General features: G+C 59.8%; 17 protein-coding genes. 4 read left to right on the top strand and 13 right to left on the bottom strand.

The window, feature by feature from the left end:
- Positions 1-3: 3 nt before the first annotated feature.
- The 8 genes from lepB to folK form a co-directional block, all read right to left on the bottom strand.
- The gene (gene lepB, locus HCZ30_RS04625; RefSeq protein ID WP_175580960.1) at positions 4-846 is read right to left on the bottom strand and encodes a signal peptidase I; all 843 of its coding nucleotides are present in this window, start codon (positions 844-846) and stop codon (positions 4-6) included.
- A 25-nt stretch (positions 847-871) separates the two neighbouring features.
- On the bottom strand, positions 872-1,303 hold the full coding sequence (acpS, locus tag HCZ30_RS04620) for a holo-ACP synthase (protein WP_167636794.1): 432 nt from the start codon (positions 1,301-1,303) through the stop codon (positions 872-874).
- Between the two features lie 6 nt (positions 1,304-1,309).
- Positions 1,310-1,744, bottom strand: coding sequence for an ABZJ_00895 family protein (locus HCZ30_RS04615; RefSeq protein ID WP_167636792.1), 435 nt, complete (start codon positions 1,742-1,744; stop codon positions 1,310-1,312).
- Complete coding sequence (locus HCZ30_RS04610) at positions 1,744-2,499, bottom strand: pyridoxine 5'-phosphate synthase (RefSeq protein ID WP_167636790.1); 756 nt, start codon at positions 2,497-2,499, stop codon at positions 1,744-1,746. Before HCZ30_RS04610 ends, HCZ30_RS04615 begins: the two co-directional genes overlap by 1 nt.
- Before the next feature lie 33 nt (positions 2,500-2,532).
- Positions 2,533-3,180: a DUF2062 domain-containing protein gene (locus tag HCZ30_RS04605; RefSeq protein ID WP_167636788.1), complete on the bottom strand. Its 648-nt coding sequence runs from the start codon at positions 3,178-3,180 to the stop codon at positions 2,533-2,535.
- Positions 3,180-5,318 carry a RelA/SpoT family protein gene (locus HCZ30_RS04600; protein WP_167636785.1) on the bottom strand — a complete coding sequence of 713 codons (2,139 nt, stop codon included), beginning with the start codon at positions 5,316-5,318 and terminating at the stop codon, positions 3,180-3,182. The genes HCZ30_RS04605 and HCZ30_RS04600 overlap by 1 nt, the downstream gene beginning before the upstream one ends.
- Positions 5,319-5,354: 36 nt before the next feature.
- Entirely contained in the window at positions 5,355-5,708 is a 354-nt protein-coding gene (gene rpoZ / locus HCZ30_RS04595; protein WP_167636783.1) for a DNA-directed RNA polymerase subunit omega, read from the bottom strand.
- Positions 5,709-5,800: 92 nt separating this feature from the next.
- Positions 5,801-6,364 (bottom strand): 2-amino-4-hydroxy-6-hydroxymethyldihydropteridine diphosphokinase, encoded by a 564-nt coding sequence (gene folK / locus HCZ30_RS04590; protein WP_167636781.1) that lies wholly within the window; start codon positions 6,362-6,364, stop codon positions 5,801-5,803.
- Between the two features lie 109 nt (positions 6,365-6,473).
- Between folK and HCZ30_RS04585 the strand changes: the two genes are divergently transcribed.
- From HCZ30_RS04585 to rnhA, 3 genes are all read left to right on the top strand, one after another.
- Positions 6,474-7,046, top strand: a complete 573-nt coding sequence (locus tag HCZ30_RS04585) for an NYN domain-containing protein (RefSeq protein WP_167636779.1) — start codon at positions 6,474-6,476, stop codon at positions 7,044-7,046.
- A 101-nt stretch (positions 7,047-7,147) separates the two neighbouring features.
- Entirely contained in the window at positions 7,148-8,098 is a 951-nt protein-coding gene (gene ispH, locus HCZ30_RS04580) for a 4-hydroxy-3-methylbut-2-enyl diphosphate reductase (RefSeq protein ID WP_167637085.1), read from the top strand.
- A gap of 32 nt (positions 8,099-8,130) precedes the next feature.
- A complete protein-coding gene (rnhA, locus tag HCZ30_RS04575; RefSeq protein ID WP_167636777.1) occupies positions 8,131-8,583 on the top strand; it encodes a ribonuclease HI in 453 nt (150 codons plus the stop codon).
- Here rnhA and HCZ30_RS04570 read toward each other — a convergent pair.
- Genes HCZ30_RS04570 through def (HCZ30_RS04555) form a run of 4 tightly spaced genes read right to left on the bottom strand, consistent with a single transcriptional unit; the run spans position 8,573 to position 10,665 of the window.
- A complete protein-coding gene (locus HCZ30_RS04570; RefSeq protein ID WP_167636775.1) occupies positions 8,573-8,746 on the bottom strand; it encodes a hypothetical protein in 174 nt (57 codons plus the stop codon). The two genes, rnhA and HCZ30_RS04570, sit on opposite strands and share 11 nt — an antisense overlap.
- A complete protein-coding gene (gene fmt / locus HCZ30_RS04565; protein ID WP_167636772.1) occupies positions 8,746-9,642 on the bottom strand; it encodes a methionyl-tRNA formyltransferase in 897 nt (298 codons plus the stop codon). The genes HCZ30_RS04570 and fmt overlap by 1 nt, the downstream gene beginning before the upstream one ends.
- Positions 9,643-9,646: 4 nt before the next feature.
- A complete protein-coding gene (def, locus tag HCZ30_RS04560; RefSeq protein ID WP_167636770.1) occupies positions 9,647-10,144 on the bottom strand; it encodes a peptide deformylase in 498 nt (165 codons plus the stop codon).
- Positions 10,144-10,665 (bottom strand): peptide deformylase, encoded by a 522-nt coding sequence (gene def / locus HCZ30_RS04555; protein ID WP_167636768.1) that lies wholly within the window; start codon positions 10,663-10,665, stop codon positions 10,144-10,146. The genes def (HCZ30_RS04560) and def (HCZ30_RS04555) overlap by 1 nt, the downstream gene beginning before the upstream one ends.
- Before the next feature lie 109 nt (positions 10,666-10,774).
- Here def (HCZ30_RS04555) and HCZ30_RS04550 point away from each other — a divergent pair, with 109 nt between their 5' ends.
- Positions 10,775-11,944: a MalY/PatB family protein gene (locus tag HCZ30_RS04550; RefSeq protein WP_167636766.1), complete on the top strand. Its 1,170-nt coding sequence runs from the start codon at positions 10,775-10,777 to the stop codon at positions 11,942-11,944.
- 43 nt (positions 11,945-11,987) lie between these two features.
- Here the strand turns inward: HCZ30_RS04550 and HCZ30_RS04545 are convergent, their stop codons facing one another.
- Positions 11,988-12,338: a hypothetical protein gene (locus tag HCZ30_RS04545; RefSeq protein ID WP_167636764.1), complete on the bottom strand. Its 351-nt coding sequence runs from the start codon at positions 12,336-12,338 to the stop codon at positions 11,988-11,990.
- Between the last annotated feature and the right edge of the window lie 21 nt (positions 12,339-12,359).

Below are 12,359 nucleotides of genomic sequence, written 5' to 3'. Positions count from 1 at the left end.
GGCTTACTGGATCGCCTTAAAGAAACGATCCGAACGCCAGGTCCAGAATGCGAGGATCGAGCTACCGGCCGAGGAGAAGATCACACGGTCGGCACGGCCGATAAGGTCTTCGGCAGGAACAAGGTCAAGACCGGTCGCACCTTCGGCAGGGTTCCACAGGAAGCGGCTGTCGATGGAGTTGTCGCGGTTATCACCCATGAAGAAATAGTAACCTTCCGGTACCGAGTAGATCTTGGTGTTGTCAGCCGGACGCATACCGATGTCGAGCGTGCTATGCTCCACGCCGTTCGGCAGGGTCTCGGTGAAGCGATACTTGAGGCACATGTTGTCCTCGGTGATCTCGGCGCACTGCGGCTGGGAGCGCTGCGGACCCTGCGGTGCGCGGCCTTCGATGAACGGCTCTTGCTCGACCATCGGAACGGCCTCGCCGTTGATGTAGAGCTGGCCCTGCTGCATCTGGATGGTGTCACCCGGCAGGCCGATCAGACGCTTGATGTAGTCCTCGTCCTTATGACGGTTGCGGAACACGACCACGTCGCCGCGCTCCGGCTCGGAGCCGAGGAAGCGTTCGTTGTCACCCTTGAACGCGCCGCAGAAATCATCCGGACCGATATCAATGCCGAAGCGCTGAATGACGATCGACGGGCAGGACGCGTACGAGTAGCCGTAGGCCATCTTGTTCACGAACAGGAAATCGCCGATCAATAGCGTGTCCTTCATCGAACCCGACGGGATCCAGAACGGCTGGAAGAACAGGGTACGGAAAACGCCTGCGATCAAGAACGCGTAAACGATCGTTTTGACGGTCTCGACAATGCTGGCCATCAGGCCGCTCTTTTCGGACATACTCTGCTCCTAGAAAATCAGTTCGCTACATGCTGCTCGGCGTACCTTGTGTCAAGCCAGACACCGGTCGTGCTTCGATCACGACAAAGGCCTGCGCCCACGGATGATCGTCGGTCAAAGTCACATGTACGATGGCCTCGTGCCCTGCGGGCGTCATCGCGTCGAGCCGCTCTTTGGCCCAGCCGGTGAGCTCCATGACGGGCTGGCCGGTGCGTAAGTTGCTGACGGCCATGTCTTTCCACGAAATGCCCATCCGCAAACCGGTGCCAAGCGCCTTCGAGCAGGCTTCCTTAGCAGCCCACCGTTTAGCATATGTTCCGGCGATATCGGCGCGGCGTTCGGCCTTGTTCTGCTCGATCTCGGTGAAAACACGATTGCGAAAGCGGTCGCCGAAACGCTCCAGCGTTCCCGCGATCCGCTCGATATTCGCGAGATCAGTGCCAATGCCGAGGATCATTGCGGGTCAGACCTTATTCTCGCGGCGCAGGCGACCCATTTCGGCCTTGCCCGTCAGCCCGAAGAAAATGCGGTTCACAACGGCGCCCGCGAGGCTGATGAAGATGAGCGAGGCCAGCAAGATGGCAACGAAAGTCGTGTCCTCGAACGGCAGACGCATCGCAGGAACGACCATTCCGACGACCACAGCATAGACCATGCTCACAGCCATACCGACAAACGCCGCGCGGAAGGCAAAGGCCCAGAGCGTCTTGTTATGGGGGATGGAGTGGGTCTCTCGGACATGGTTCTGCATCGTGAAGGCTGCCGCACCGATGAACGGCACGATACCGCTGCCTGCCGACCCGAGATCGAAGTTCGCGAACTTGAGCAGAGCAAATCTGATGAGGTCGAAGACAATCGTCACAACGAGAAATGCAATGGCGTAGCGCTTGAGGTTCATCAGTTCGTACCTTCGCGGGCTTCATCCATCAGGCGGCGCATTTCCTGAACCGCTGGCGTCAAGCCGCGGAAAATAGCCTCGCCGATGATGAAGTGGCCGATATTGAGTTCCATGATTTCCGGCAGCGCCGCGATGGGCTTCACCGTGTCGTAGGTCAGACCGTGGCCTGCGTGAACCTCTAGCCCGAGGCTATCGGCAAAGGTCGCCATTTCGGCCAGACGCTCAAGCTCAGCGTCACGCTCGGCGAATTTGCCTTCGGCGTGAAAGTCGCAATAAGCGCCGGTGTGCAATTCGATGACCTGCGCGCCAATGCGGTGCGCGGCTTCGATCTGGCGGCGGTCGGCGGCGATAAAAATCGACACGCGGCAACCCGCATCCCGCAGCGGCGCGATGAAGTGGGCTAGGCGGTTCTCTTCCTTGGCGACCTCAAGGCCGCCTTCGGTCGTGCGCTCTTCGCGCTTTTCGGGAACGATGCAAACGGCGTGCGGCTTGTGGCGCAGCGCGATGGCCTGCATCTCGTCGGTGGCGGCCATTTCGAAGTTCAGCGGGCTCGTCAGAGCCTCCATCAGTCCCTCGATATCCGCATCGCTGATATGGCGGCGATCTTCGCGCAGGTGGGCCGTGATGCCATCGGCACCGGCCTCTTCAGCCAGCTTGGCCGCGCGGATCGGATCGGGATATGCGCTACCGCGGGCGTTCCGCACGGTTGCGACGTGATCGATGTTGACGCCAAGTCTCAGTTTGTCAGCAGACATGACTTTCTCCCGTTGAATCGAATAAGGCGGACACTATCGGGTCTTACGACTGCCGTCAGTGCCTTTCGCAGCGTTGAGTTGTCCCAGTTTCGCACGAAGTCGTTTGCGGCGGCTGTTCTGATAAGCACCGATGACTGGCGTCAGCAGGAAATAGACGAGCGTCGCCGCGATCACGCCCGGAATGATGCAACCAATGGCGAAGGGCAGGAACACGTCTTCGAAAAAGATCGCGAGCTGCGTCCAGTCGGTCTTCATCGGGGTGAACAGCGCGAGGAAATTGTTCCACAGATCGCGCCCTGCCCCTGCGAACATGCCGCCGAGCGTATGGGCCACCTCGCGGTCAGGCCGCGACCCCATAATCAGGTGACCCGTCCAAAGCGATGTCATCGCAATCGGCACATAGGTCAGCGGATTGCCGAAAAAGGTGCCTAGCAGTGACGCGGGAACATTGCCGCGAATAACGCGGGAAATCAGCCACGCGATCAGGAAGTGCAGGCCGAAAAACGGGGTAAAGCTGGTGAACACACCGGCAGCCAGACCGCGACCGATCTTTTCCGGCGTGTCGGGCAGGCGCTGCAAGCGGTGACGGGTGTATTCGAACGCGCGAACCCAGCCCCCTTTCGGCCAGACAACATGGAGCAGCACTTGCCACCAAGGCCGCCTGTCCCGACGCTTGAACACTACTCGTGGTCCTCTTTCCGACGCTTCTCGCGTGTCGGATCTTGCAGACGCGCGATAGAGGAGACGTTACTCTCAGCTTCCAAAGCTGTCATGACACGGTGCAGATGTTCGATATCGCGCAAATCGACGTCCACCTGAAGGCGGTAGAAATCGGGCTTGCGGTCGATGAAGTTCAGGTCCGAGATATTCGCGTCCTGCTCGCCGATAACCGTGCAGATGCGGCCCAGAACGCCCGCGTCATTGCTGATCGTCATGTCGAGCGTCACGGTGTGCGAGGCGGAGTGCAGACCGTCCTGCCAATGCAGATCGACCCAGCGCTCGGGTTGGTCCTCGAACGCAGCAAGGCCCTGACAGTCGATCGTGTGGATAACGAGCGGCTGGCCACGGAAGGTGATGCCGACAATGCGTTCACCCGGAACGGGCTGACAGCACTTGCCGCGATTGTACGACTGGTCGGCAGTGATACCGACAACAGCGCGGCTCTGCTCGATCTCCTCGCCCTGCTTTTCAGCAAGGTCGGGATAGATCGCGCGGACAACCTCGCGGGAGGTCAGTTCGGCGCTGCCGAGACGTGCGAGCATTTCGTCCACGTCGTCCATCGCCAGCGTTTTGGCTGCGGTGCGCAGCGCTTTGACGGTCGCGATTTTGCCGACGTTTTCGAACGCCACACGGGCCAGCTCGCGGCCCAGCTTGATATAGCGCTCGCGGTCTTCCTGGCGCAGCGCACGGCGGATTGCGGACTTCGCACGGCCCGTGACCGCGATGTCGATCCACGTCGCTTCGGGCTTTTGGCCCTCTGCGGTGATGATATCGACCGACTGGCCGTTCTTCAGGCGGGTCCAAAGCGGCACGCGAATGCCGTCGACCTTTGCACCGACGCAGGCCGCACCGATACGGGTGTGGATCGCGTAGGCAAAGTCGATCGGGGTCGCGCCGCGCGGCAGCTTGATCACGTCACCCTTGGGCGTGAAGCAGAACACTTGGTCCTGATACATCTCGAGCTTAACGGCCTCGAGGAATTCGTCGTGATCGCTCTCATCATCGAGGCGTTCGGTCAGTTGCGCAATCCAGCGCACCGGATCGACGGCAAAGCGGTTCTCGACGCGCTCACCGTTCTTGTACGACCAGTGCGCGGCAACACCCGTTTCGGCGACCTCGTGCATTTCGCGGGTCCGGATCTGCACTTCGACGCGCTTGCCGTCACGGCCTGAAACTGTCGTGTGTATCGAGCGATAACCGTTCGATTTCGGCTGGCTGATGTAGTCCTTGAAACGACCGGGCACCGAGCGCCAACGCTGGTGGATCGCACCAAGCACGCGGTAGCAGTCGGCTTCGGTCGCGGTAATGACGCGGAAACCGTAGATGTCGGACAGGCGGCTGAAACCCTGATCCTTCTCCTGCATCTTGCGCCAGATCGAATACGGCTTTTTCGCGCGGCCGTAGACCTCGGCTTGAATGCCGGCTTTCTCCAGTTCGATACGCATGTCCGAGGTGATCCGCTGGATCACGTCGCCGGTCTCTTTCTGGAGCATAATGAAGCGGCGCATGATCGAATTGCGAGCTTCGGAGTTCAGAACCTTGAACGCCAGATCCTCAAGCTCTTCGCGCATCCACTGCATACCCATGCGGCCCGCGAGTGGCGCGTAGATATCCATGGTTTCGCGGGCTTTCTGGACCTGCTTTTCAGGCCGCATCGACTTGATCGTCCGCATGTTGTGCAGACGGTCGGCCAGTTTCACGAGGATCACACGCAGGTCGCGCGACATTGCCATGAACAGCTTGCGGAAGTTTTCGGCCTGTTTCGAACGGGTCGACGTGAGCTGGATGTTGGTCAGCTTCGTAACGCCGTCGACAAGTTCTGCGATATCGCGGCCGAAACGGCGCTCGACTTCGGCAAAATTGGCTTTGGTATCTTCGATGGTGTCGTGCAGCAGGGCGCAGACGATCGTCGCGTCATCCATTTGCTGCTGTGCGAGGATGGTCGCGACCGCGACAGGATGGGTGAAATAGGGCTCACCCGAGTGACGGAACTGACCGTCGTGCATCTGTTCGCCGAAATCATATGCCTCGGCGATTAGCTTGGCATTGGTGCGGGGGTTGTATGCGCGGACCAGCGCGATCAGGTCGTCGGCGGTCATCGTTGGTCCTGCGCCTTTCAATCCCTAGGGTCGCGATTAACGCTGGCCCTGTGCCTCCATAAGCTGACGGAGCAGCTTTTCTTCGGACATATCGTCTTCTGCCGGACGATCGTTCTCGGCGCCCATAAGAAGCGCCATGGCGTCTTCTTCCGGCTCGTCGACTTCAATCTGGGTCTGAAGCGATTCGATCATGCGCTCACGCAGGTCGTCGGTCTGCTGTGTTTCTTCGGCGATCTCACGCAGGGCAACGACGGGGTTCTTGTCGTTGTCACGCGAAACAGTCAGTGCGGAACCGGACGAAATTTCACGGGCACGATGCGCAGCAAGCATCACCAGCTCGAAGCGGTTGGGAACTTTATCGACGCAATCTTCTACCGTTACGCGGGCCATGAGCGCACTCCACTTTTTGATAAGGTGGTCCTAGGAAGCCCCTCACATAAGGTTCCATCCACAGATTTACAAGCGGATTCGCCAGATTGGCCTCAGGTGTACTCGACCACCTCGTCCAGCAACTCGGACGGGAGAGCATCGCGCATCTGTGTCACCGAACGCCCGAGTACGGGATGGACCCAGTCCGGCGCAACCTCAGCCATCGGGACGAGTACGAAGGCGCGGTCCTGAATGCGCGGGTGCGGCAGGATCAACTGGTCAGGCGCTTCCTTCGTTTGCCGTTCGAGCGGCAGGTCGATCCACTCCTGCAACAACTCACGATCCGGAAGCACCTCATCGCCCACGCAAAGCAGGTCGAGGTCCAACGTGCGCTGCCCCCAACGTTCGACACGCTCCCGCCCGAATTCGGCTTCAATCTCATGGAGAATGGCAAGTATCCGCGCTGCCTCGCGTTTTCCATCGAACCGAATCACTGCGTTTGCATAATCGGGTCCGGAACCTGCGGGAAAACTCGGAGTTTTAAGTATACGACTATTTTTTGTAACTACGCCGAAAGAGTCACCGATTACACGTATTGCGTGAAGAATTGTCTCTTTTGGAGACCCATAGGATGACGTAACGTTCGACCCCAATGCTATTGTGATGCAATTTGTCATACCGGAGTACATCCTGACTTATCTAATATATGTGAATACATAGTTGTAAGGGCCATCCGCCACCCACTCACGATTTACCGGCGGGTCATTTAATTCGGAAGGATATTTCATGTTTTATCGTGATGAGCGATTAGCGCTCTTCATCGATGGGTCCAACTTATACGCTGCTGCCAAAGCGCTCGGGTTCGACATCGATTACAAGCTTCTGCGCAGCGAGTTCATGCGTCGTGGCAAACTGCTTCGGGCATTCTACTACACCGCGCTTCTGGAAAACGACGAGTACTCCCCCATTCGTCCGCTGGTCGACTGGCTGCACTACAACGGCTTCACCATGGTGACCAAGCCGGCCAAGGAATACACCGACAGCATGGGTCGCCGTAAGGTGAAGGGCAACATGGACATCGAACTGACCGTCGATGCTATGGAACTGTCCCCGCACGTGGATCACATCGTGCTCTTCTCCGGTGACGGCGATTTCCGCCCGCTGGTCGAAGCACTCCAGCGCAAAGGCGTTCGCGTTTCCGTGGTTTCGACGATCCGCAGCCAGCCGCCGATGATCGCCGACGAACTCCGTCGTCAGGCCGACAACTTCATCGAGCTTGAAGAGCTGCGTGATGTCATCGGCCGTCCGCCGCGCGAGCCGCGTCCGGAGAAGCCTGAAGGCTCCGACACAGCGAAATAAGCACAGAGCCGGGGTCACCCCGGCTTTTTGCTTTTCAGGGTCAGCGCAAAGTGACCTCCGACAACTGGACAGGCCACGGCGCGATGTCTAACTGTCACCTCATGGAAAAGCCGCAGCTTACATTGTACCTCGCCGCCCCTCGCGGGTTCTGTGCCGGTGTCGACCGCGCCATCAAGATCGTCGAAATGGCGATCAATAAATGGGGCGCGCCCGTCTACGTCCGCCACGAGATCGTCCATAACAAGTTCGTCGTGGACTCGCTGAAGGACAAAGGTGCGGTCTTTGTCGAAGAACTGGATGAATGCCCGCCGGACCGTCCGGTGATCTTCTCGGCCCACGGCGTCCCGAAGTCCGTGCCCGCTGACGCGGAACGCCGAAACATGGTCTATGTCGACGCGACCTGCCCGCTGGTCAGCAAGGTCCACATCGAAGCCTCACGCCACGCCGAAGAAGGCCTCCAGATCATTATGATCGGCCACGAGGGCCACCCCGAAACCATCGGCACCATGGGCCAACTGCCCGACGGTGAAGTTCTGCTCGTCGAGACTGTCGATGATGTGGCCACCGTCGAAGTACGCGATCCGGCGAAACTGGCATTTGTCACGCAGACGACGCTTTCCGTCGATGACACCATCGACATCGTTGCCGCGCTGAATGCCCGCTTTCCTGCGATCGTCGGTCCGCACAAAGAAGACATCTGTTACGCCACCACCAATCGTCAGGAAGCGGTCAAGGCCATCGCGCCCCAATGCGACGCTCTGCTGGTGGTCGGCGCGCCGAACAGCTCAAACTCCAAACGCCTCGTCGAGGTCGCCGCCAAGAACGGCTGCAACTACGCGCAACTTGTACAGCGCGCCTCTGACATCGACTGGCGCGCGCTCGAAGGCATTCGCACGATGGGCATCACCGCCGGGGCCTCCGCTCCCGAAGTTCTGATCAACGAAGTCGTGGATGCCTTCAGTGCGCACTATGACGTCACGGTCGAGCAGGTCGTGACAGCCGAAGAGCACGTCGAATTCAAGGTGCCCCGCGTCCTGCGCGTCCCCGCCTGATCCTCTCAAATACAGACAAACAGGATACGCTTGTGCCTGAACTATACGCCTACACAGACGGTGCCTGTAGCGGCAATCCCGGCCCCGGCGGTTGGGGAGCCTTGCTGCAAGCCAAAGACGGCGAGACCGTCGTTAAAGAACGCGAACTCTGTGGCGGCGAGGCGAACACCACGAACAACCGCATGGAGCTTCTCGCTGCGATCAACGCGCTCGAGTCGCTTTCACGCAGCAGCACGATCACTGTCGTGACCGATAGCGCCTATGTCAAAGGCGGCATCACCGAATGGATGTGGGGCTGGAAAAAGCGCGGCTGGAAGACCTCGACCAACAAGCCGGTCAAGAACGAGGATTTGTGGAAGCGGCTGGACGAAGCCAACCGGCAGCACAAAGTGACTTGGGAATGGGTTAAAGGCCACGCAGGCCACCCCGAAAACGAACGCGCGGACGAACTGGCCCGCAGGGGCATGGCGCCGTTCAAGGGCTAGGCTGCGACTGGAAGTATTCCCAGAACTGCGGCGGCACCATTTTTACGGCGAGCACGACGGCGATGCAGCCGAAGAGCCAACCGCCGGGGCGCGTGAAAATCCAGACCAGAAACCAGAACACAAGGCCGAGCGCCATGCGCGGCAGGCCGAGCAGGAAGCCCATCAGATCATCTCTGGCAGGGTCATCCCGCGCAGGGCGTCTTCGGTGTCCATCGGCTTTTTGCCCGACCGCTGGAGGCGTGTGATCTCCACCGCGCCTTCGCCGCAAGCCACAACGAATTCGCTGAGAACCTGACCCGCTTCGCCCTGACCTTCGACGAGCTTAGAGCCGAGCAGTTTCACCCGCTCACCGTCGATTTCGCACCACGCACCGGGGAACGGCGACAAGCCGCGGATTTTGCGGTCCACGACGTCAGCGGGCTCCCTCCAGTCGATCTTGGCTTCGGCCTTGTCGATCTTCGCGGCATAGGTCACGCCCTCCTCGGGCTGAACCTGCGGCTCCAACTGATCAAGGCGGGACAGCGCGGCGACGATGGCCTTCGCTCCCATCTCCGACAGCCAGTCATGTAGCTGGCCGGTGGTTTCCTCGGCTCCGATTGCGGTCGCCTGACGCAGCAGAACCGGACCCGTGTCGAGGCCAGACTCCATCTGCATGATGCAAACGCCGGTTTCGGTATCGCCAGCCATGATCGCACGATGGATCGGCGCGGCACCACGCCAGCGCGGCAGCAGCGAGGCGTGGATATTCAGGCAGCCGTACTGCGGCGCATCCAGCAGGCTTTGCGGCAGGATAAGACCGTAGGCCACGACCACAGCCACATCGGCGTTCAGCGCAGCGAAGGCGTCAACATCTTCGGCATTCTTGAAATTCACGGGGTGACGCACCTCGAGCCCCAACTCCAGCGCACGGGCATGGACAGGCGACGGGCGGTCTTTCTTACCACGGCCAGCGGGGCGCGGCGGCTGCGAATAGACCGCAGCAATCTCGTCGCCTGCACCCACGAGAGCATCCAGAACCGGCACAGAAAAGTCCGGCGTACCCATGAAAACAACGCGCATCGTCTTATCCGTTCAGCTTCTTGGCTTTGCGCACGAGCATTTCGCGCTTCACCTTGGAAATCCGGTCAAAGTACATCTTGCCGTTCAGGTGGTCGATCTGGTGCTGGACCGAAGTCGCCCAGATCCCGACGAAGTCCTGTTCCTGCTCTTCGCCGTTCGCGTTGATGAACTTCACCGTCACAGCGCGAGGGCGCGTGACCTTGGCCGATACGCCCGGCAGGTTCGGAGAGGCTTCTTCGTGATCACGCGGCTGGACAGACGCGTGCAGGATCTCGGGGTTCGCCATGCGAACCGCCTTCCCGCGTTCGTCGGACGCATCCACGACCGCCAGACGGAGCGGAATACCAAGCTGGACCGCGGCCAGCCCTACGCCGGGCATCGCATCCATCGCTTCGATCATCTCGTCCCAGATCGCACGGATTTCGTCGTTAACCTCGGCCACAGGCTCCGCAGGGGTACGCAGAGCCTTATGCGGCCACATCACATATGGACGATGCGCCATCAGCCGCGCGCCCTTTCGCGCTTCAACTTTTGCATTTTGCGGGTGATCATTTGGCGCTTGAGCGGCTTCAGATAATCGATGAACAGAACGCCGTTGAGGTGGTCGATCTCGTGCTGAACGCAAGTAGCCCACAGCTCGTCGAACTCTTCCTCGACGGTCTTGCCGTCCACGTCCAGCCAGCGCACGCGCACCATCTTAGGACGCTCGACTTCGGCAAACTGGTCGGGGATCGAAAGACAGCCTTCTTCGTAGACGTTCTTTTCCTCGGATTCCCAGATGACCTCGGGGTTGATCAGAACCATCGGATTCGGCTTCGCCTCGGGGTCGCGCTGCGCATCCATGACCAGCAGACGGTTCATCACACCGATCTGCGGCGCCGCAAGCCCGATACCGGGTGCGTCGTACATGGTTTCGATCATGTCATCGGCCTGTTTGCGGATTTCCGAGGAAACCTCTGCAATCGGGTCGGCGACCTTTTTGAGGCGCGGGTCCGGATGGATCAGAATAGGGCGTAGGGTCATAGGCGGCATGTAGCGATTTGGCGCTGCTCTCGCAAGAAGTGCTGCATTTGCTATTGCGTATATGGCGCAAGGTGGCGACTTTCCCCTCATTATTCGATTGGAGACACTTATGGATTTCGACCGCGAGATTGACCGTTTCGGCACGCACAGCGTGAAGTGGGACATGATGGAAGCCATCTACGGCGTGCCTGCGAAAGACGGCATCGCGATGTGGGTCGCGGACATGGATTTCGCCGCGCCCGATTGCGTGCAGAAGGTCGCGGCAGACATGGCCGATCACGGTGTCTTTGGCTATTTCGGCGATGACCGCGACTATCTGGCGGCGATCCAGTGGTGGATGAAGGAACGCCACGGCTGGGACGTCGATGCCAAGGCGATCTTTACAACCCACGGCCTCGTCAACGCGGTCGGCCTTTGCGTCGATGCCTATACCGCGCCCGATGACAGCGTTGTGCTGTTTACTCCTGTCTACCACGCCTTCGCCCGAGTCATCAAAGCCGCTGGCCGTCAAGTCGTCGAATGTCCGCTGGTCAATAACGATGGCCGCTACGAGATGGACTTCGCCGCCTATGACGCGCAGATGACCGGCAACGAGAAGATGGTCATCCTCTGCTCGCCGCATAACCCCGGTGGTCGTGTCTGGACGCGCGAGGAGCTGGAGGAAGTCGCTGCGTTCGCCAAGCGTCACGATCTGGTGCTCGTATCCGACGAGATTCACCACGACCTGACCATGCCCGGCGCCAAGCATATCGCGATGCCGCATATCGACGGGATCGCCGATCGCCTCGTGATGCTCACCGCGACGACAAAAACGTTCAACATCGCGGGCACCCACTCCGGCAACGTCATCATCCACGATGAAAAGCTGCGCGCCAAGTTCGCCGCCCGCATAGCCGCGCTCGGTATATCGCCCAATTCCTTCGGTGTATTGATGGCGACCGCCGCCTACTCGCCCGAAGGTGCTGCTTGGGTCGACGCCCTGCGCGACTACCTCGACGGCAACCGCAAGATTTTCGACAACGGCGTGAACGCGATCCCTGGTCTCAAATCGATGCCGCTGGAATCCACCTACCTCGCGTGGGTCGATTTTTCGGGGACGGGCATGAGCAAGCCCGAGTATCGCAAGCGCGTCGAACAGGACGCCCGCATCTGCGTGAACCACGGCGAAACCTTCGGTACGGGCGGTGAGGATTTCCTGCGCTTCAACATCGCCACCCCGCGCGCGCGTGTGATTGAAGCGGTCGAGCGCCTGCAAAAAGCCTTCGCCGATCTGCAATAAGCGAATCGTTCTATTAAAAAGGGCGGCCAAAGCCGCCCTTTGATCACATCTGGCTCAGAAGACCGGCTGGAGCTTCACGCTCCCTTTCGAAATCAACCGCAGGGCCATCGGCCACGGGCGTGTGCCACTTGAATTCGAACACACGCTCGTCGCGTTCTTCGTATGACGTGACCACAAGCGCTTGGTAGAGGTGGCGCGGGCCGTCATATATCTGGACATGACCGCGCAGCTTCGGCGCATCGCCTGCGTCCATACTGAAACCGCCATCCCAAAGACGGCGGATGCGGAACACGCTGTCCCCGACATGAACGCACAACCGCGACGAGCGACGCTCAGCAGCACGGCGCGCTTCCTCAAGGCCCTTCAGGACTGCTTCAGGCAGAAAATCATTCATGACACCCTCCTCTTAACGAGT

The sequence above is a fragment of the Marivivens donghaensis genome (assembly GCF_011806565.1).
Taxonomy (GTDB): domain Bacteria; phylum Pseudomonadota; class Alphaproteobacteria; order Rhodobacterales; family Rhodobacteraceae; genus Marivivens; species Marivivens donghaensis_A.
Note: the sequence above shows the minus strand (reverse complement) of the source record. Positions and strands in the feature narration are given on the sequence as shown.

Excerpts from the sequence above, each read along its gene's own strand:
- lepB (WP_175580960.1), bottom strand. The coding sequence starts at position 846 with ATGTCCGAAAAGAGCGGCCTGATGGCCAGCATTGTCGAGACCGTCAAA.
- acpS (WP_167636794.1), bottom strand. The coding sequence starts at position 1,303 with ATGATCCTCGGCATTGGCACTGATCTCGCGAATATCGAGCGGATCGCG.
- HCZ30_RS04615 (WP_167636792.1), bottom strand. The coding sequence starts at position 1,744 with ATGAACCTCAAGCGCTACGCCATTGCATTTCTCGTTGTGACGATTGTC.
- HCZ30_RS04610 (WP_167636790.1), bottom strand. The coding sequence starts at position 2,499 with ATGTCTGCTGACAAACTGAGACTTGGCGTCAACATCGATCACGTCGCA.
- HCZ30_RS04600 (WP_167636785.1), bottom strand. The coding sequence starts at position 5,318 with ATGACCGCCGACGACCTGATCGCGCTGGTCCGCGCATACAACCCCCGC.
- rpoZ (WP_167636783.1), bottom strand. The coding sequence starts at position 5,708 with ATGGCCCGCGTAACGGTAGAAGATTGCGTCGATAAAGTTCCCAACCGC.
- folK (WP_167636781.1), bottom strand. The coding sequence starts at position 6,364 with ATGACAAATTGCATCACAATAGCATTGGGGTCGAACGTTACGTCATCC.
- HCZ30_RS04585 (WP_167636779.1), top strand. The coding sequence starts at position 6,474 with ATGTTTTATCGTGATGAGCGATTAGCGCTCTTCATCGATGGGTCCAAC.
- ispH (WP_167637085.1), top strand. The coding sequence starts at position 7,148 with ATGGAAAAGCCGCAGCTTACATTGTACCTCGCCGCCCCTCGCGGGTTC.
- HCZ30_RS04570 (WP_167636775.1), bottom strand. The coding sequence starts at position 8,746 with ATGGGCTTCCTGCTCGGCCTGCCGCGCATGGCGCTCGGCCTTGTGTTC.
- fmt (WP_167636772.1), bottom strand. The coding sequence starts at position 9,642 with ATGCGCGTTGTTTTCATGGGTACGCCGGACTTTTCTGTGCCGGTTCTG.
- def (WP_167636770.1), bottom strand. The coding sequence starts at position 10,144 with ATGGCGCATCGTCCATATGTGATGTGGCCGCATAAGGCTCTGCGTACC.
- def (WP_167636768.1), bottom strand. The coding sequence starts at position 10,665 with ATGACCCTACGCCCTATTCTGATCCATCCGGACCCGCGCCTCAAAAAG.
- HCZ30_RS04550 (WP_167636766.1), top strand. The coding sequence starts at position 10,775 with ATGGATTTCGACCGCGAGATTGACCGTTTCGGCACGCACAGCGTGAAG.
- HCZ30_RS04545 (WP_167636764.1), bottom strand. The coding sequence starts at position 12,338 with ATGAATGATTTTCTGCCTGAAGCAGTCCTGAAGGGCCTTGAGGAAGCG.